This window comes from Tropicimonas sp. IMCC6043 (assembly GCF_004146235.1).
In the GTDB taxonomy this organism is placed as follows: Bacteria; Pseudomonadota; Alphaproteobacteria; order Rhodobacterales; family Rhodobacteraceae; genus Tropicimonas.
In genome coordinates, this window is sequence record NZ_SELO01000002.1 from 99,103 (window position 1) to 117,548 (window position 18,446).

The following is an 18,446-nucleotide window of genomic DNA, read 5'->3' on the forward strand; positions in this document are numbered from 1 at the left end:
TGTGTCAAAGGCGGGATTTGTGTGAAGCAGCGACCGTTACGGCATCAGCCGTCGGCCATCTTCTTCTTCAGCATCGCCAGCGGACCTTTGGCCTTGGGTTGGCAGAAGGGCTGGGTCGAAGTCCAGGCGATCATGTCCTTGCGCTTGCTCGCAGTGTGGAACGGGCCCCAGTCGGCAGCGACACCGCGCATGCCAGCGCTGACCACGCCGTCCCGCTGCACCGTGCGGGACATGATGCGGATCGCACAGCTGATATTGGCCGCGCCATTCTTCAGCGCCGATCCGCTCTTGGCCTCGCAGCCATAAAGCCGCGCCGTTGCCGGAGAGATCTGCACCAGCCCGAACCAGCGCCCGCCGCCGCCGACCGCGGCCGGGTTCCAGGTGCTCTCGTGCTTGGCGAGCGCAGAGATCAGGCCGATCCAGAACGCCTCGCGGTCAGCCTGGCTGGCGTCTGCGTAGCCCGGGCACCAGGTCTCGATATCGGCGGGCACGATCGCGGGCAGTGCCGCCCCGTGGCTTTCCAGCGCCGCCAGGCCCCGCGCGGTCCACTCCGTCGATTGCGCCTTGTGGTCCCACCGCATTGCGTACTCCGAATGCGGTGTCTTGGTCGAGGCACGGGAGCGGGTCGTCTCTGCGCCCGGCACCTCGGCGCAGGCACCGAGGACCATGGTTCCGATCAGGAGGATCGCCGTTGCAAGGCGGGAGGCGGGGATGGACATGCGGTCGTCTCGCAGCAATTTCGTCGGCCACGGGCTTTAGCGCGTTTTGCGAAATCTGGCAAAGCCCGGGGCGTCGCATCGGCGGCTTCCCGCCCGCGCAGCAAGCCTTGCCCCGTGCCCGTGGCTGTTCTAAGACCTCTGCGATCAGCCACAGGGACCGTTCCGATGCTCGACCTCACCTATGACGCCCCGAAACCCAAGGTCATTTCCGGCGCGAAGGAAGACTGGGAACTGGTGATCGGCATGGAGGTCCATGCGCAGGTCGCCTCGAAGGCAAAGCTCTTCTCCGGAGCCTCAACCACCTTCGGCGCCGAGCCCAATTCCAACGTCGCCTTCATCGACGCCGGCATGCCGGGGATGCTGCCGGTGATCAACGAGTTCTGCGTCGAACAGGCGGTGCGCACCGGGCTCGGGCTCAAGGCCGAGATCAACCTGCGATCCGCCTTCGACCGCAAGAACTACTTTTATCCCGACCTGCCGCAGGGCTACCAGATCTCCCAGCTCTACCACCCGATCGTCGGCGAGGGCGAGGTGCTGGTCGACATGGGACCGGGCGTTGCGCGCAGGGTGCGAATCGAGCGGATCCATATCGAGCAGGACGCGGGCAAGTCGATCCACGACATGGACCCGAACATGTCCTTCGTTGATCTCAACCGCACCGGCGTGGCGCTCATGGAAATCGTCTCGCGCCCCGATATCCGCGGCCCCGAGGAGGCAGCGGCGTATGTCGGCAAGCTGCGCCAGATCCTGCGCTATCTCGGCACCTGCGACGGCAACATGCAGAACGGTAACCTGCGGGCGGACGTGAACGTTTCCGTCTGCCGCCCGGGCGATTTCGAGCGCTACTGGGAGACGCAGGATTTCTCGCATCTCGGCACCCGCTGCGAGATCAAGAACATGAACTCAATGCGGTTCATCCAGCAGGCCATCGAATACGAGGCGCGCCGCCAGATCGCCATCCTCGAGGACGGCGGCACGGTGGATCAGGAGACCCGCCTCTTCGACCCCGACAAGGGCGAGACGCGATCGATGCGCTCCAAGGAAGAGGCGCATGACTATCGCTACTTCCCCTGCCCTGACCTTCTGCCGCTGGAGATCGAGCAGGCTTGGGTGGACGGCATCGCCGCGACCCTGCCAGAGCTTCCCGACGAGAAGAAGGCCCGCTTCGTCAATGAATTCGGGATGACCGAATATGACGCCTCTGTGCTCACCGCCGAGGCCGAGTCGGCGGCCTATTTCGAGGAGGTGGCGCAGGGGCGCGATGGCAAGCTCGCCGCAAACTGGGTCATCAACGAGCTCTTCGGCCGGCTGAAGAAAGAGGATAACGACATCACCAGCAGCCCCGTCTCGGCGGCGCAGCTCGGCGGCATCATCGACCTCATCTCCAAGGGCGACATCTCGGGCAAGATCGCCAAGGACCTGTTCGAGATCGTCTATACCGAGGGCGGAGATCCGGCCGAGATCGTCGAGAGCCGCGGCATGCGGCAGGTGACCGATACCGGCGCCATCGAGAAGGTCGTGGACGAGATCATCGAGGCCAACCCGGACCAGGTCGAAAAGGCCAAGGTCAACCCGAAGCTCGCGGGCTGGTTCGTCGGACAGGTGATGAAAGCCACCGGCGGCAAGGCCAACCCGAAGGCCGTGAACGAGATCGTCGCCCGGAAGCTCGGCTGATCCGGCTCCACCTGTCATTGATCCCCTCGCACCTTGTGCCTAGACTCGACTAAGGCAACCGGGAGGCTGTGCATGACCGTATCCGCGACGATGGTTTTGCTGCTCGTCCTGGCGTTGCAGGTCAAACATCTGGTGGCGGATTTCTACCTTCAGACCGCCTACATGCTCTCACGCCGCGGCCGCTATCTCCATCCCGGCCGGGCGCTGCATTGCCTCGTGCATATCCTCGGCACGACGCTGGTCCTTTTCGTCTTCGGCACCCCGCCCGGGCCGCTCGCCGCGATCCTGCTGGCCGAGTTCGTGATTCATTTCCACATCGATTGGGGCAAGGCGCAGATCGTGGCCCGCCGTAGTCTCACGCCGGAGGATGCCGCCTACTGGCACGCCACCGGTGTCGACCAGGCGCTGCACCACGCGACCTATATCGGCATTGCCGGGATCTGGGCAGGACTTTAGCCTCTCAGCGTGAGACCGCGTGCAGCAGCGCCGTGGTCCGGGCGAGTCGCTGCGCAATCAGCGTTGCGATCCGCTCGGTGAGTTCCAGTGCAAGCTCGGGGTCGTGGACGCGCAGCGCTTCGAGTTCCGTGCGGGTCACGATCCGGACACGGGCCGCCGTCTCGGCCACCACGTTTGCCGTACGGGGCGCGCCGGTCAGAAGGCCCATCTCGCCCACGACCGCGCCCGGGAGGAAAGTCGCCACGCGGGTGCTGGCGGAGTCCCCGTCGCACAGCGTGGCATGGAGCCGGCCGGATTCCAGCACCGCCAGACTGTCCGACTCCTCGCCCATCTCGAAGATTTGCGTGCCCGCGGCCACCTCATGTGCCCGGAAATCGACCGGTGCTCCGGTCGCCTCGATCCGCGCCATCAGGCTGCGGAAGCCGGCGCCGAAGTTCTGGAAATGCTCGCCGACCAGCGTGTCGCCCATCGCACTGGCCAGCACCTCCTCCTCGAGCGAGATCAGTGCCTGATCGAGAATCGGAAAATACCGGACGTCGCCCTGTTCAATCACGCTCGACAGGCGCGCCTCCTCCTCGGACGAGAGGCCTGCGAAGATCACCGCCACGCCGCGCCGCGCCGCCTGCCTGGCCAGGCGGTCGAACATGAAAAGAGCAGAGACGTCGATTCCCTGCACCCGCCTGAGATCAATCACGAGGTAGCGCACGCTCTCGCCCATTTGCTGGCTCTTCTCCATATCGCGGTCGATCCGGGAGAAAAGCGCGTTGGCGGTTCCGAAGAACATGTAGCCCTGGACCTCGAAGATCAGCCGCTCGGCGCCGGTCGCGATGATTTCCCGTGTTGCGCGTTCGGAGCGTTCGGTCGACGAGAGCCGGACCGCGCCGTTCGTTGCGCTGCGCAGCGCCGGCAGGCGCGAATAGGCGACGGTAAAGCGCATCGAGGCGACCACAATCCCGGCGCCGACCGCCCAGACGAACCCCGCCGCCAGGGTAATTGCGAGGATCAGCAACACGATCAGGTAGTCGCCCCGCGGCAGCCGGGCGCGTTCATGCACCAGCCACCGGCGCAGGAAACCGAGACCGAGATAGGCCAGCAGCATCACGAAGAGGCTGCGGGGGAAGAGGCCTAGGAGATCCGAACCACCGAGCAGCGCGGCGAGGACGGTGCCCGTCGCGACCGCGGGCGCGAGGCGCGTCGGCCTGGGGTGCATACCGGTGGCTAGTTCGGTAAGCGTGGTCGACTGATAGCCCACGAACCCGCCAAAGGAACCGGAGATCATGTTCGCGGCACCCGCGGCGCGCATCTCGGCGTCGATGTCGACCGGCGCGCCGGTGGCAAACTCGATCGCCGAAAGGTTCAGGAGCGCCCCGAGCGCGGCGAGCAGGGCCGCAGTGCCGATAAGCGGGAACTGGTCTCCGATCGCCTGCCAGTCGACCTCCATGAGATGGCCCGGGGCCAGCGCCCAGGACCATGCGTCGCCCTGCGCGTCGGCCAGATCGAGCAGGAGGCCCGCCGCACGCGCTTCATCAAGACTCATGCCCATCGCCGCGATGCCGGCATAGACCGCCACTGTGAGGCCGAGCGTGGCGACAACAAGCGCGGTCGCACTCTTCACGCGTCTCTCGGCGATGAGCATCAGCGCCGCGACGATAAAGGGCGGCAGCCAGCGCATCGCGGCCGCGGGCGTGAGCGCCGCCACAAGCCCGGCGCCGCCCTGGTGGCCGATCTCCGCCGCTCGGACCACCAGCAGCCAGCCGGTCGCCGCAAGAAAGCCGCCGACCACCGGATAAGGAATGGACTTGGCGATCTGACCGAGCCGGGCGAGGCCAATCGCGAGCATGAGGGCGCCGGTTGACAGCGCGATCAGCGCAAGCAGCACGAAGACCGAAGCGACCGTCACCGGCGAGGCCGGTCCCGCCGAATCTCCGGCGATCCCGGCTGCGGCGAGCGCCGTGAGCACCACGACGATCCCCTGCGCCTGCCACATCGTTCCGGTGAAGTTGCGCCGCAGGAGCGCCGCGACCACGGCGACCAGCGTCCCGAGCAGCGCCAGCCGAACCCCCTGCCCGACAGCGGGCGAAAGCGGACCGGCAAAGACGATCTGGGCGAAGGAGACCGCGTAGAGACTCGCGAGCCCCCCTGCCAACAGCCCCGCACCGGTCGCGGACAGAAGCGCTTCGGCACGTCCTGGGTCGTTGGCTCTTGTCATAAAGGCTTGTCGTTTCTGGTGCGTTTTCCAAGGTCTAGCCGCCCTGACCCGGTCCGGCAACACCCTGTTGGCGCACTGCCCCTCAAACTCGACGCGCCCGCCCGGAAACCGGACGGACGCGTCACGAGGTTGGAGGACCGCCCGGCCATGACGGCAAGCATGGGGAAGCCCGCGTCAGAGCAGGATAGTGACGATTGGTGGCCAGATCAGCAGCACGGAGATGGCCGCGATCTGCACGCCGATGAACGGCAGGAAGCCCTGAAAGATGTCGGTGAGCGAGATGTGCTCGGGCGCCACCGACTTCAGGTAGAAGGCGGCGGGGCCGAAAGGTGGTGACAGGAAGCTCACCTGCATGTTCATACAAAACAACACCCCGAACCAGATCGAAACCTGCGCCGGCTCGAGCTGCCCGAAGAAGCCGATCTCGTCGATCGGCACACGTTGCACGATCGGCAGGAAGACCGGGATGATCAGCAGAACGATACCGACCCAGTCCATGAAGGCGCCCATGAAGAGCAGGATCAGCATCATGGTGAGCAGGATCACCATGGTGGGCATCTCCGAGCCCACGATCAGGTCGGCGATGTAGCGCGGCCCGCCCGCCAGCGTGTAGGCACCCGCCAGCGCCGCGGCGCCGATGGTCACCCAGAGGATCGTGCCGGTCGAGCGCATGGTGCGCATCATGCCGTCCCAGAGCAGTTCGACGGAGGCTTCGCCGCGCAGCAGTGCAATGACGAAGACCGCGAAGGCGCCCATCCCGGCGGCCTCGGTGATGCCCGTGATCCCGCCATAGATCGAGCCGAGCACAACGCCGATGACGGTGAAGGGCGGCACGAGGCCCTTGCCATGTGTCCAGCCGAGCCGGGCGCGCTCCCTGCCGAAGGCGAAGAAGGCCAGCGCGAACCCAAGAAGCATGAACCCGGCGAGCCAGGGCAGGTCAGACTGCATGCCTAGCACGATGGCGTCCTGCCCTTCGGCCAGATGTGTGTTCTGGCCGGTGACGGTGAAAAACAGCGCGCGAAGCAGCAACAGGCCGGAGACGCCGCCCAGCAGCAGGCAAAGAAAGGCGCTGAACATGCCGAGTTTCTGGAACCCGGTCGGGTCGCCGGGCTTGCGCGGCGGGAGCGGGGCGTGGTCGGGATTCATCTGGGTGCGCACGACGATATAGAGGATGATCATCGAGGCCAGCATGAAGCCCGGCAGAAAGGCGGCGGTGAAGAGCGCCTTGATCGAGGTCTCGGTGATGAGCCCATACATGATGAGCACGATCGAGGGCGGGATCATCGTTCCCAGGGTGCCCGAGGCGCAGATCGTGCCGCAGGCGAGGTTCTGGTTGTAGCCCAGTCGCAGCATCTGCGGCAGTGCGATCAGGCCGAGAAGCACGACCTCGCCGCCGACGATTCCCGACATCGCGGCCATGATGACCGCCATCAGTGAGGTCACGATCGCGACGCCGCCGCGCACCGAGGAGAGCCAGTAATCCAGTGCCTTGTACATCTCGCGGGCGACGCCGGACCGTTCCAGTAGCGCCGCCATGAAGATGAAGAGCGGCACCGATATCATCACGTAATCCGTCAGAAGTCCGAAAACCTTCTGGGTGAGGATATAGAGCGGCCCCGTTCCCGGCCGTCCGGTCAGCATGCCGTCACCGAAGGTGAGCGGGTTCAGCACCAGCGTCGGCTCGAATTTCAGGATCATCACCAGCACGGCCAGCGACAGCGAGGCAAAGGCCAGCGGCATGCCGATCGCCAGGAGGACGACCAGCCCGAGGACCAGGATTATCGAGATTGTGCCGACGTCCATCACTCGACTCCGATATTGCGTTTGAGAGCTTCGATCTCGTCCTCGTCGACGTCATCCGCGGCGCTATGGACGACCTTTTCGAGGTTCCAGTCGTTGATCAGGTTGATGACCGCCTGAACTGCGATCAGTGTCATCACGATCAGGATCGCCGGCAGGACCGTCGCCGGGATCGGCGGATCGAAGGCGGTGCCGAACATCTCCCACTTGTAGAACTTGTTGACGAAGACCTGCTGGTAGCTGCCGTAGACGAAGAAGAAGGCGAAAACGCAGATCAGCACGACTCCGAACGTATCGAAGGCGCGTTGCAGGTTGCGCGGAAGGGTGTCGTAGAGCAGGAAGATGCGGATATGGCCGCGCTGCTGCATCACGTAGAGGCCGGAGCACAGGAAGACAAAGCCCGCCAGCCATTGCGACAATTCGTTGGCCCAAAGCGTCGGACTCTCCAGCACGTATCGCATGAAGACCTCGTAGAGCATGACCGACGTCATGGTGATGATGATGATCATCGTGACACGGCCAACGAACAGCGTCGGACGGTCGACGCGGCGCCATTTCTGGAACTCCGAATGCGCCACCTTCACCGTCAGGCAGCCGATGATGAAGAGGATCGGCACCATGACCAGCATCAGCCAGTCGACGATATCGGCGTGACCGCCAAAGAGCCCGGGCAGCCCGGGCCAGATGTCCTTCTCCTCATAGAGCTGGCCCATGACATCCACGAGGCTCTGCTCCTTGGGCGGGTATATGTCGAGGATGAAGGCAGGCATCTGCCAGACCACCCACCCCGTGCAGAACAGGAAGGCGGCGGGAATGATCCATTCCCGGATGCCGCCAGTTGATTCGTTCATGTCTCCTCCTCCTCAGGCGATCTTGTACTGGCGGATGAAGTCGCGGTCGGGCTCGACGCCGAGGCCCGGACCACCGGGGATCCGAACCCGGCCATGGTTGCGTCTGAGCTGTCCCTGGATGTCCAGAGGTTCCGTCAGAAGCTCGTCACGGAACTTGTTGTCGGTCGTGTCGAACTCGAGCATCGGTTCCCAGGGGAACAGGCCGCCCGGCAGGGGCGGCATGGCAGCCAGCAGGTGCAGGTTGGTGGCAACCGAGATCGCCGAGCCCCAGACATGGTTCACGACCGGCGTGAAATGGGCATGGCAGAGCGCCAGAACGCGCAGGTATTCCGAGATCCCACCGAGGGCGCAGACCTCGGGCTGGGCGATGTCGAGTCCGCGCGCTTCGAGGAGCCGCCGCCAGCCCCAGCGGGTGAACTCCGCCTCACCGCCGGAAATGTTGACCTTGAGGCGTGCACGCAACTCGGCATAGCCCTCGAGATCCTCAGGCGCCACCGGCTCCTCGAACCAGTACGCGCCGAGGTCCTCCAGCCCGCGTCCGACCTCGAAGGCGTCCGCGGTCGTGTAGGCGTGGTTGGCGTCGGCCATGAAGGGGAAGTCGTCGCCGATGCCGCGGCGCACCGCCTCGGCAAGCCGGATATCGTCCTTCGGCCCGAGACCAATCTTCATCTTTGTGGCGGCGAAGCCCATCTCACGGATCGCCTCCGCCTCGTCGGTGAACCGCGCCGCGAGTTCGACGGCCGGTTCTGGGCGCAGCATCATTCCGTAGCCATAGGCGCTGACACTGTCGCGATGCGCCCCGCCGATGAGCTTGTGAAGAGGCAGGCCCGCGACCTTGCCCGCGATGTCCCAGAGCGCGATATCGACGCCCGAAAGCGCTTGTAGCGGCATCCCCTTCTGGCCGTGGTCGCGCATCATGTTGTAGGCGCGGTGCCAGATCACGTCTCGGTCGAGCGGGTCGGAGCCGATCACCAGCGGTGCGATCACGCCCTCGACGATACCCTTGTTGGCCAGTGCCACTGGACCTGGCCCGAAGCATTCGCCCCAGCCAGTGAGTCCCTCGTCGGTTTCGATCTCGACGAGATGGGCGCTCCGGCGGGCGTAATATTGCTGCGAGTAGCCAAGAAGCTCCGGCATGTCATAGCCGAGCACGTGGCTCCGAACGGATGTGACCTTCATGACCCCCTCCTCGTCACGCCCTCACCTCAACGTTGTCGAGGCGCTCGACGACTCCCGGCTGGTATCGATACCGGGAACGGGCCTAGCTTCGAAGCCGTCCGTAAAGGTCTGACCCTCAGCGTCACACGCTCCTCCATTGCTTGCCGAAAGGCGCTCGGGGCCATTCGCGCGACACGCCGCTGGCCCTCTTGAAAACCAAAGTTATCCCCCGAACCTCAGGGTTGCAAGAAAAAGATTGAAATTGGCCAAAATCCCGAGATTATGTCGAATAACAAGATTCTCGACTCAGAGAGCGGTTTTGGAACGATCTGGGAGGAGTACGGTGGAGAGCGAGAGCCTTTTCGAACAGATGCGGGACCGTGTCGTCAGTGGAGAGTTCGCTCCCGGCCAGAGGCTGCGTGCGGAGGATCTGCGCTCGGATTACGGCGTCTCGGCCTCGACCATGCGCGAAATCCTTTTCCGCCTCTCGACCGTCTGCCTCGTTGATTTTCAGGAACAGCGCGGATTCCGCCTGACCAGCCAGTCGCCGGTGCTTCAGAACGACCTGACGACCTTCCGCATCCTTCTCGAATGCGAGGGCGCCTGCCTCTCGACCCGACTCGGCGGCGTCGAATGGGAGGCGCAGTTATCAGCGGCACATCACGCTCTAAGCCATATCGAGTCGCGCGTCCGCGCCGGTCAACCGTCCCGGGAGCTACTTGCGCTCTGGGTCCGTAGCGAGCTGGAGTTCCACCGCACTCTCATTTCGGCCTGCGGCAACGAAGTCCTCAGGGAGACCCATCTCAACGTCTTCTACCGGTTCCGTCAGCAACTCATCACCAGCGACCGGCAGTTCTACGCCGTGCCGCAAAACATCGAACAGCACAAGGCGATCGTCGACGCGGCGCTGAGCAAAGACGAGGCGCTGCTCCGCACGCGGATCCACGACCATCTGATACAGAACCTGGTCGACCCGGCCAGCGTCCCGACCGGGGAGGCGACCTGAATTGCGCACCCCGATCACGCCATTTCCGATCCAACTGCACGGGCGGGGGAGCCCACGCGACAGGATCGGAACCGAGTCTGCGACAGCATCGCGCAGGCATCATCCGGCCCGGAGTGGGCCGAGGGAGGAGTCCGGTCCAGACGTGGCCGGGCACCTGCACGTTCCAAATCACCACGAAAGGAAACTCAGGTGAAAACCATGTCCAAGCTTGCAGTCACCACTGCCATCGCGCTCGGCCTCGCGGCGACCGCCGCCGGCGCCGCCGACGTCACGCTGCGCATCCAGAGCCACCAGTCCCCCGAATCGACCCAAGGCAAGCTGCTGGCGCAATTCGTCGAGAACATCGAGACGATGTCGGAAGGCTCGATCGCGATCGAAATGTTCTACTCCGCCGCCGTCGTGAAATCGGCCGAGACCTTCGACGCTGCCGCCACCGGCATCCTCGATTGCGACATGACCAACGGCTCCTACCAGACCGGCAAGAACCCAGCCTTCCAGTTCGTCGCGGACACGATGGGCGGCTATGACACCCCGCTCCAGTATCTCGCCTGGATCAACTTCGGCGGCGGCAAGGAAGCCGTCAACGAGCTCTACAACCCCTATGGCATGACCTTCATCGGCGCCCAGGTCGGCGGCCAGGAATCGCTCGTCTCCACCAAGCCGCTGCCCGGCATTGACGCGCTCGGCAACTTCAAGTTCCGCTCGCCCCCGGGCATGGAAACCGAGATCTTCCAGAAGCTCGGCGCCAAGCCCGTCGTGATGGACTTCACCGAGGTCTTCACCGCGCTTGAAACCGGTATCGTGGACGGTGCCGATGCCTCTTCGCTCGCCGTGAATACCTCGATGGGCATCTACGACATCGCCAAGCACACCACCTATCCGGGCTTCCACTCGATGTCCTCCGACAGCCTGGCCTGCCGCACCGATATCTGGGAGAGCCTGACCCCTGCGCAGCAGAAGATCATCGAGATGGCCCACAAGAACCTCATGGTCGACTATGTGATGAAGACCATGATCGAAAACGGCGAAGCGCTCGGCAAGCTGCATGAAATCGGCGTGACCACCTATGACTGGTCGGCCGAAGACCGCGCCAAGTTCCGCGATGGCGCCAAGGCGTCCTGGGACGAATGGGCTGCCAAGACCCCCGAAGCGGCCAAGATGGTCCAGAGCCACAAGGACTTCATTGCCCGCATCGGCCTGGAGTAATCTCTCGGTTGCCCCCTGCACCCCCGGCCACGCGCCGGGGGTGTTTTCGTGAAAGACAGTCATGTTCCCGGGAAGTTCCGGGTGGGAGGAAGAATGCCCAGGATCGAGTCCGTCCGGACCCGCCTCTTCAACGTGCCGCTCGCCGAGCTGCTCGTTGACGCAAAGCACGGCAACCACACCCATTTCGAGCTGATCACCGCGACGGTGACGCTGGAGGGCGGCGCCACCGGCACCGGCTATACCGTGACCGGCGGCCGTGGCGGCCATGCCATCGAGGCGATGATCGAGCACGATCTTGGCCCCTGGCTCATCGGACGTGAGGCCGATCCGGTGGAAGAGCTCTGGGACGGGATGCAGTGGTATGTCCACTATGTCGGCCGCGGTGGCGTCGCCTCCTTCGCAATCGCCGCGCTCGATATCGCGCTCTGGGACCTGCGCGGCAAGGCGCGCGGCGAGTCCCTCCTGAAGATGGCCGGCGGCACCTCCGACCGCTGCCGCTGCTACGGCGGCGGGATCGACCTCAACTTTCCGCTTCCCAAGCTCCTGAAGAACATCCAGGGCTACCTCGACCGTGGCATGACCGCGGTGAAGATCAAGGTCGGCCAGCCGACGCTCGAAGAGGACGTCGACCGTGTCCGCGCGGTCCGCGACCTCATCGGCCCCGAGGCCGGTTTCATGGTCGACGCCAACTTCTCGATGAGTGTCGAGGAGGGCATCGCCGCGGCCGAGGCGTTCAAGCCCTTCGACCTCATCTGGTTCGAGGAGCCGATCATCCCTGACGATTACGCGGGCTACGGCCGCATTGCCGAAGCCACCGGCCACCCGCTCGCCGCGGGCGAGAATCTGCACACGATGATCGAGTTCGAAACCGCCTTTGCACAGTCGAAACTGAGCTACATCATGCCCGACGCCGGCACCTGCGGCGGCATCACTGCATGGCTGAAGGTCGCCGAGATGAGCCGCAAGGCGGGTATCGAGGTCTGCAGCCACGGCATGCAGGAGCTTCAGGTGAGCCTCGTCTCCGCGCAGCCGAATGCCGGCTGGCTGGAGGTCCATTCCTTTCCCGTGGATGAGTACACCACCCGCCCGCTGGTGATCGAAGGCGGCAAGGCGGTGGCTCCGGACGTTCCGGGCATCGGCGTTGAGTTCGATTGGGAGAAGCTCGCACCGCACGAGGCGGGATGAGACCTGGCCTGGCCGGATGGACTCGTCCGCCCCCGCTATGCCGGAACAGACATGCACCGGCCCGGAGGCCTCCGGGCCGGTGCCGGTGCGGCGTGTGGGGAGGGATACCCCGCCGCGAGACCGCCATGGCAGGCGGGAGAGGCCGCCTGCCGGTCATGCTGCAAGGCTCAGGTGATCCGCTTGACGCTGTCGAGGATCTCCTGCTTCTCGAAGACCTTCTTCCAGTCGTCCTTCATCAGCGTCGGCACGCCGAACTCGATGGCCTTGTTGCAGGCATCGGAGAAGACGCCCTCAACCTCGCCGAAGATCACCGCTCCGAGGATGTTCATGTGCCCAAGCAGGAAATCGCGGGCGCAGGCCTCGGAGACGCCGGTCTTCACCACTTCGTCCATCGCCTGTTTCATCACCGTCAGCAGCGATGCACAGACGGTCTCGGAGAGGCCGGGCTCGAGATAGGCCATCTGCTCGACCGTGCAGCGATAAGTGTCGCGGACCGGCGCGTAGATCGCCCGAGCGACGGCATCGCCCATCGCATAATGCTCCTCCGGTCCCTGCATCAATGCGTTCACGACGCCCTGCGGCGCGGCGATGCCGCCGAAATGGTCGTGCAGCGCTTCCTGGGTCTCGGAATAGTTGAAGATCACCGGGTGGCAGGGATGGGTGATGAAATAGGTGATGTCCGCGCGCTCGGGCAGGTAGCCGGCATAGGGCGCCGCGGCGTCGAGGATGACGACCATCGTGCCGGGCGCGAGTTGCGGGATCAGGTCCTTGGCGACCTTGCCGATCACCGTGTCCGGAATCGCGAGGATCACCACGTCGGCACCGTCGATCGCCGCGTCTGCTGGGACCGCCTCGGCGCCGATCTCCTCTTTCAGCCGCTTGAGCCCGGCGTCGGAGACCTCGACATGGCGGGTCTCGAAATCGGTCTTGGCCAGGTTCCGGCCGAGCCGAATTCCCATCTTCCCGCCCGCGCCGAACAGGGCAATCGTGGTCATCTTGCGCTCCTCCATAGGTTCTGAGGCATCTTGTCAAACTGGTATGATGAGATAATATCATGACGACAGAGTCAAGTGCGAAGGAGAGGATTCCATGTCGAAAGACGCCGCAGGGGCCGCGCCCTGGCTCACCTGGTATGGCGACGATTTCACCGGCTCGGCCGCCGTCATGGAGGTTCTGGCCTTCGCCAGCATCCCGACCGTGCTTTTCACCTCCATTCCGTCGGACTCGCTCAGGGAACGCTTCGCCGATGCCCGCGCCATCGGCATCGCCTCGACCGCGCGCTCGAAGTCACCCGACTGGATGGCGGAGAACCTGCCCGCGCCGTTGAACTGGCTCGACGGACTCGGTGCGCCGATCCTGCATTACAAGGTCTGCTCGACCTTCGATTCCTCGCCCGAATCCGGCTCCATCGGAAAGGCGATCGAGACCGCCCTCGCCCTCCGACCGAGCGACGCCGTTCCGATGATAACCGCCGCCCCGCAGATGCGCCGCTACCAGGCGTTCGGGCATCTCTTCGCCGGCACTTTCGATGGCGTCTTTCGCCTCGACCGTCATCCTGTGATGGCGCGCCACCCGGTCACGCCGATGGACGAGGCCGACCTTCTGGTCCACCTCGCCCGGCAGACCGACCTGCCCTCCGCCTTGATCGACCTCGAGATGCTGGCGGGTGATCCGCAGGAAGCGCTGGAAACGGCGCTGGCGGCCGGCGCCCGCATCCTCTCCATCGATTCCATGGAAGAAGCGTCCGAGACCGCCGCCGGCCGGCTGCTGTGGGAGAACCGCGACCGCCTGCGGTTCGTCGTCGGCAGCCAGGGGGTGGAATACGCCTTGGTGCGCCACTGGATCGCCAGTGGCCGGCTCGCGCCCGCTGTTCCCGCCGGCGGCGCCGGCGCGGTCGACCGGATCGCCGCCGTCTCCGGCTCGGTCTCGCTCAGCACCGCCCGCCAACTCGCCCATGCTGGCGCCAACGGTTTCGCGCTCCTGGCCTTCCCGGCGACCTGCGCGTGCGGCCCCGAGGAAGACCGCGAGGCCGAGATCCACCGCTTGATCGCCGAGGGCGTGGCCGCCGCCGCGCGGGGCGCAAGCCCGCTCGTCCACTCGGCCAGCGGCCCCGACGATCCGGCCGTCGCTGCATTCCGCGCGGCACTGTCCAGCTCCTCGGTCGACCCGGCCGAGGCCAATGCACGGATCGGCGACGCGCTTGGCCGCATCCTCGACGGCATCCTCCGGGAGAGCGGCATTCGCCGCGCGGTAATCTCGGGCGGCGACACCTCGGGCTACGGCATGGCCCGGCTCGGCCTGCAGGCCCTTGTCGCCCGCGCACCAACCATTCCCGGCGCGGCGATCTGCACGGGCTATGGCGAGTCAGATCACGACGGGCTGGAAATCGCGCTCAAGGGCGGGCAGATGGGGTCGGAGGACTTCTTCGACTGGGTCCGCAGCGGTGGCGGGCCGCGCTAGGCGATGGTGGCCGCCCTAGCCCCAGGACGCGGCGCACTCGGGAAGCTCCAGGCAGCGCTCGCCGCCGCGTCCTTCATGCTGCTCCTGGCGGGCACAAACACGACGACGCCACTGCTGCCGCTCTATCGCGACATGCTCGGCTTCTCCCCCCTCACCGTCACGCTCACCTTCGTCGCCTATGTCAGCCTGCTGGTGGCGACGCTCGCCGTCGCGTCCGGCCCCAAACTCGTGCGCTATGCCCCGAGCGTTCTCGTCGCCGCGCTCGCAGTCGCCCTGCTGGCTGACCTCGCGCTTTCCACCGGAACGGCGCCTGGCATCTTGGCCGGACGCGCACTCCAAGGGGTCTCCAGCGGCATCGGCACTGGCGCGGCGGCGGCGCTTGTCGTCGCGGTGGTCGGCAACCGCGGTCGGGCGCTCACCGCAACCGGCAACCTCGCCGGGGCGATCCTCGGCACCGCGGCGGCACAGGCCGTGCTGCACCTGGCGGGCGCCCGCGCCATCAGCATCAGCTTCGAGATCCACGCCGGCGTTTGACTCGCGGTCGCACTGCCGCTCCTTGTCATCCTGAGACTGCGCGCGGACGCCAACCGGGCCGCCATCCATGTTCCGACCGGGACGCTCCCCCCGCTCCGCCCCGCCCTGCTGCGGCACTGGCGAGAGCTCCTCTCCGGCTGCATCTCCTGGTGCGCGATCTCGATCTACATCGTCTTCCTGCCGACCTGGTTTTTCGATTGCGGCCTGCCCCGCGCGCAGGCGCTCGCCGTCCCACTCATGCTGCTCGGCTCGCTCGCCGCGCAGCTCTCGAGCGCCGCGCTCGCTCGGGCTTTCCCGGCCGCCAGTGGCATGACCGCGCTGGCCCTCGGCATCGCAGCCACCCTCGCGGGCGGCGCCCTCCTCAGTGACTTCGCCGCGGCGCTCGGCTGCCTTGTCGCCGGGGCGGGCGCCGGCCTGTCCTTCCGCTGTGCGCTGGTGCTGCTCACGCGCGGCGCTTCGCCTGCCGGACAGGGGCGCCTCGCCTCGGCCTATGCGGCGATTACCTATCTCGCCGCGGCCGCGCTGGTGCTGCTCTGCGGTGCGCTGGTAAACCGTTTCGGGTCGACCGACGTCACAATGGCCCTGTTCGCCGCCACCGCCGCCGCAGCACTGTCCGCGCGGCGGTTCGCGCCGAGGATCGGCCGCCTCACGACGCCCTGACGCTCCGGCGGGGACCGCTCTAGCCCTTGCCGAATTTCGCCAGCGACGCCGCCAGCTCCGGATGGCTTTCGCCGAATTCGGCGAGCGGAATGCCCCGCTCCGCCGCCTCCCAGGCCTGCCGGATCGCCGTCACTCCGGCCGCCGGCCCCATCGGGTGGCCGTGGATGCCGCCCCCGCCGAGATACATCAGGTCGAGCCGTCGCCCCGTCCGCGCGTAGGTCTCCGGTGCCTGCCCGCCCCACTGACCGGAACAGACCACCGGCAGCGCTCGATCGGCCTCCGAGAAAATCGGCGTCAGGCAATCGTCGAAGCTCCGGACAAAGCTCTCGTCCGGCTCCCAATACTTCGCAGCGATCCCGTTGACCTGGAACTGGTCAACTCCGAGCAGGCGCCAGATCTTCTGATAGGCGCGGAATTCCATTCCAAGCGCCGGGTGGCGGGTCAGGATGTCCCAGCCGTTCCGGTGCGCGTGGAGGCAGAGCGCCGAGCGCTTGCGCAGGAAACTCATCCCGCCGTAGCCCACCGAATTGATGTTGATCACCGCGGCCCGCCCGCCGGCGGCATGAACGATGTCGTGGTTGCGCATCATCTGGTCCGGATCAGCCGAGGAGATGCCGAAGGCGTAGAGGACGCGCTTGCCCGATTTCTGCTCATGCGCGTCGATCACCGGCATGATCGCCGCGACCCGCTCTTCGAGCGGCGAATAGCCCGGCGACATCAGCTTCTCGTCATCTTTTATGAAATCCACGCCTGCTGCGCAGAGCTGGCCGATCACCTCCGCCGTCTCCGCCGGTGTCAGCCCGAGCGCCGGCTTGATGATCGAGGCGATCATCGGCCCTGCAGGCACACCCATCAGCGCCCGCGAGCCGGAGATGCCGAATTGCGGGCCGGGGTGGCAAGCCCATTCCGGCGGCAGGTCGAAATCCATGACGCGGACGCCCGAGAGCCCGCGCGCCGAATAGACCCCGCCCACGGTGATCGTCATCAGCGCGGCGATATCGGTGCCGACTGCTTCCAACGGATATGCGATCACTGCATCGCCGCGAAGGTAGCGCGTGCCGTCGGGGTCGCCCGGACGCGGGAAGCCGGGCGTCTCTGCCGACTCCAGCTCGGTCAGCCCGACCACGCGGGCGGCACAGCGCGCCTTGACCTCCGCCGTCTCTCCGGGAAGCTCGGTAAAGGTCCCGGTTGACTGGTCAGACGCGATCTTTGCCGCCATCGCCTCGAGGCTCGCCCCGGCCACTGCCGGCACTTCCAGCCGGTAGGTGACGCGTATCTCGTGCCTGGGCGCGCGGCTTTGCATGGGTCTCTCCTCGTCCAAATTAGGCGTGCTCATTATACCACTTGGAGTAGCGCTGTCACGCTCCGTCCGAGTCGACGGAAACGAGCGTGCCGAGGCCCACGGCCTTCGCGAACATCGCGCCGAGGTTGGTGAGTGCGTCGTTGGGAGTTTGCGGTGCCTGCGCCCGGACGGGGTCTTCGCCCGGAGCCGTGCGCGGATCGCGGCAAGCACCGGGGCTGTTCAGGTCGAGCCGCCCTTGCCGAAGAAAATCCGCCGCCCCTCCGGGACGGCGGATCCGTTCTCAATGCAGTCAGGCGCGCGGCAGGATGCGGCGCAGGGTCTGGAGGTTCTTGCCGCAGACCGACAGTCCGTCGCCGCCATAGCTCTCAAGCAGGATCGGGCTGGCGAAGCCTTCGGCCAACGCCATGCGGATCGCCTCGCGGTAGTTGATGATACCGAATTCGATCGGCACCGGAGCGGAGGAAATCGCACCCGTCGCCGGGTCCTCGTCACGGATGTAGTTCTTGACGTGCCAGTATTTCATGAAGGGCGCGACTTCGGCCATCATGACGTCCCATTTTGGCATCGGCCGGTGCAGGCGCACGAGGTTGCCGATATCGGCACAGATACCGACATTGTCGCGATCCACGTCCGTCACGAAGCGCACCGCGCTCTCAGGCGTGCCCATGTAGGTGTCTTCATACATTTCCATGGCGATGGAAATGCCGACCTCCTTGGCGTGATCGGCCAGTTCGCGGATGCGGTCGACGGCCAGCTTCCAGGTCTCCGGATCATCGGGGTTCTTGTATCCTTCGGCCAGCCAGAACCAGAGCACCTGCTTCTGCGCCTCGGTGAACGGCCCGAAGAAGCCGAACGCGACCTCCTCGGCGCCGAGATCGGCGGCAGTGTCGAGGAAGCGGTGGCAATAAGCCAGCATCGCGTCACCCTCGACCGGGTCGATCACGCATTTGCGCGAGGTCGACATCGCCGGGATCGTCAGCCCGGCTTCCTTCACAACCGCCTTGAACTCCTCGAGGCGCGGCTTCTCGAGATCGGCCACCCGCATCCAGCTGTCGGTCGGGTCGAGCTCCGTGAAGCCTTCGTCGGCCACTTGCGCGAGCGTTTCGGCCCAGACTTCGGCCGGCGCGTCCTGCACCAGGCTGCCATCGGGCAGCGTTGGCGCGAACGGGATCATCGCACAGGCGATCGGCCAGTTGTCCCGGGTCCATTTGTATTTCGACATGGT

The 18,446-nt window shown here is 65.7% G+C and carries 16 protein-coding genes; 8 read left to right on the forward strand and 8 right to left on the reverse strand.

Annotation, left to right across the window (positions count from 1 at the left end; translation table 11 throughout):
* Positions 1-44 precede the first annotated feature (44 nt).
* Entirely contained in the window at positions 45-719 is a 675-nt protein-coding gene (locus EU800_RS02775) for a transglycosylase SLT domain-containing protein (protein WP_129628335.1), read from the reverse strand.
* Between the two features lie 165 nt (positions 720-884).
* On the opposite strand from EU800_RS02775, the gene gatB reads away from it, so the two are divergent.
* Both gatB and EU800_RS02785 read left to right on the forward strand, forming a co-directional pair.
* Positions 885-2,393: an Asp-tRNA(Asn)/Glu-tRNA(Gln) amidotransferase subunit GatB gene (gene gatB / locus EU800_RS02780; protein WP_129628337.1), complete on the forward strand. Its 1,509-nt coding sequence runs from the start codon at positions 885-887 to the stop codon at positions 2,391-2,393.
* Between the two features lie 72 nt (positions 2,394-2,465).
* Entirely contained in the window at positions 2,466-2,849 is a 384-nt protein-coding gene (locus tag EU800_RS02785) for a DUF3307 domain-containing protein (protein WP_129628339.1), read from the forward strand.
* Between the two features lie 4 nt (positions 2,850-2,853).
* On the opposite strand, the gene EU800_RS02790 is transcribed toward EU800_RS02785, so the two are convergent.
* From EU800_RS02790 to EU800_RS02805, 4 genes are all read right to left on the reverse strand, one after another.
* Complete coding sequence (locus EU800_RS02790; protein WP_129628341.1) at positions 2,854-5,058, reverse strand: cyclic nucleotide-binding domain-containing protein; 2,205 nt, start codon at positions 5,056-5,058, stop codon at positions 2,854-2,856.
* A 174-nt stretch (positions 5,059-5,232) separates the two neighbouring features.
* Positions 5,233-6,861: a TRAP transporter large permease subunit gene (locus EU800_RS02795; RefSeq protein ID WP_129628343.1), complete on the reverse strand. Its 1,629-nt coding sequence runs from the start codon at positions 6,859-6,861 to the stop codon at positions 5,233-5,235.
* Positions 6,861-7,709 (reverse strand): TRAP transporter small permease subunit, encoded by an 849-nt coding sequence (locus EU800_RS02800; RefSeq protein WP_129628345.1) that lies wholly within the window; start codon positions 7,707-7,709, stop codon positions 6,861-6,863. The genes EU800_RS02795 and EU800_RS02800 overlap by 1 nt, the downstream gene beginning before the upstream one ends.
* A gap of 12 nt (positions 7,710-7,721) precedes the next feature.
* Positions 7,722-8,888: a mandelate racemase/muconate lactonizing enzyme family protein gene (locus EU800_RS02805; RefSeq protein WP_129628347.1), complete on the reverse strand. Its 1,167-nt coding sequence runs from the start codon at positions 8,886-8,888 to the stop codon at positions 7,722-7,724.
* A gap of 322 nt (positions 8,889-9,210) precedes the next feature.
* Between EU800_RS02805 and EU800_RS02810 the strand changes: the two genes are divergently transcribed.
* The 3 genes from EU800_RS02810 (at position 9,211) to EU800_RS02820 (ending at position 12,264) form a co-directional block, all read left to right on the forward strand.
* A complete protein-coding gene (locus tag EU800_RS02810; RefSeq protein ID WP_242500384.1) occupies positions 9,211-9,873 on the forward strand; it encodes a GntR family transcriptional regulator in 663 nt (220 codons plus the stop codon).
* 198 nt (positions 9,874-10,071) lie between these two features.
* Positions 10,072-11,079 carry a TRAP transporter substrate-binding protein gene (locus tag EU800_RS02815; RefSeq protein ID WP_129628349.1) on the forward strand — a complete coding sequence of 336 codons (1,008 nt, stop codon included), beginning with the start codon at positions 10,072-10,074 and terminating at the stop codon, positions 11,077-11,079.
* A gap of 93 nt (positions 11,080-11,172) precedes the next feature.
* A complete protein-coding gene (locus EU800_RS02820) occupies positions 11,173-12,264 on the forward strand; it encodes a mandelate racemase/muconate lactonizing enzyme family protein (RefSeq protein ID WP_129628351.1) in 1,092 nt (363 codons plus the stop codon).
* A gap of 167 nt (positions 12,265-12,431) precedes the next feature.
* On the opposite strand, the gene EU800_RS02825 is transcribed toward EU800_RS02820, so the two are convergent.
* Positions 12,432-13,259, reverse strand: coding sequence for a phosphogluconate dehydrogenase C-terminal domain-containing protein (locus EU800_RS02825; protein WP_129628352.1), 828 nt, complete (start codon positions 13,257-13,259; stop codon positions 12,432-12,434).
* Between the two features lie 94 nt (positions 13,260-13,353).
* Here EU800_RS02825 and EU800_RS02830 point away from each other — a divergent pair, with 94 nt between their 5' ends.
* The 3 genes from EU800_RS02830 (at position 13,354) to EU800_RS02840 (ending at position 15,918) form a co-directional block, all read left to right on the forward strand.
* The gene (locus EU800_RS02830; RefSeq protein WP_129628354.1) at positions 13,354-14,724 is read left to right on the forward strand and encodes a four-carbon acid sugar kinase family protein; all 1,371 of its coding nucleotides are present in this window, start codon (positions 13,354-13,356) and stop codon (positions 14,722-14,724) included.
* Between the two features lie 3 nt (positions 14,725-14,727).
* The gene (locus EU800_RS02835; protein WP_129628356.1) at positions 14,728-15,258 is read left to right on the forward strand and encodes a hypothetical protein; all 531 of its coding nucleotides are present in this window, start codon (positions 14,728-14,730) and stop codon (positions 15,256-15,258) included.
* A 237-nt stretch (positions 15,259-15,495) separates the two neighbouring features.
* Positions 15,496-15,918 carry a hypothetical protein gene (locus EU800_RS02840; RefSeq protein ID WP_129628358.1) on the forward strand — a complete coding sequence of 141 codons (423 nt, stop codon included), beginning with the start codon at positions 15,496-15,498 and terminating at the stop codon, positions 15,916-15,918.
* Positions 15,919-15,937: 19 nt separating this feature from the next.
* Here EU800_RS02840 and oiaX read toward each other — a convergent pair whose 3' ends face one another.
* The gene (gene oiaX / locus EU800_RS02845) at positions 15,938-17,221 is read right to left on the reverse strand and encodes a 3-oxo-isoapionate-4-phosphate decarboxylase OiaX (RefSeq protein WP_129628360.1); all 1,284 of its coding nucleotides are present in this window, start codon (positions 17,219-17,221) and stop codon (positions 15,938-15,940) included.
* 289 nt (positions 17,222-17,510) lie between these two features.
* Positions 17,511-18,443 (reverse strand): sugar phosphate isomerase/epimerase, encoded by a 933-nt coding sequence (locus tag EU800_RS02850; protein WP_129628362.1) that lies wholly within the window; start codon positions 18,441-18,443, stop codon positions 17,511-17,513.
* Between the last annotated feature and the right edge of the window lie 3 nt (positions 18,444-18,446).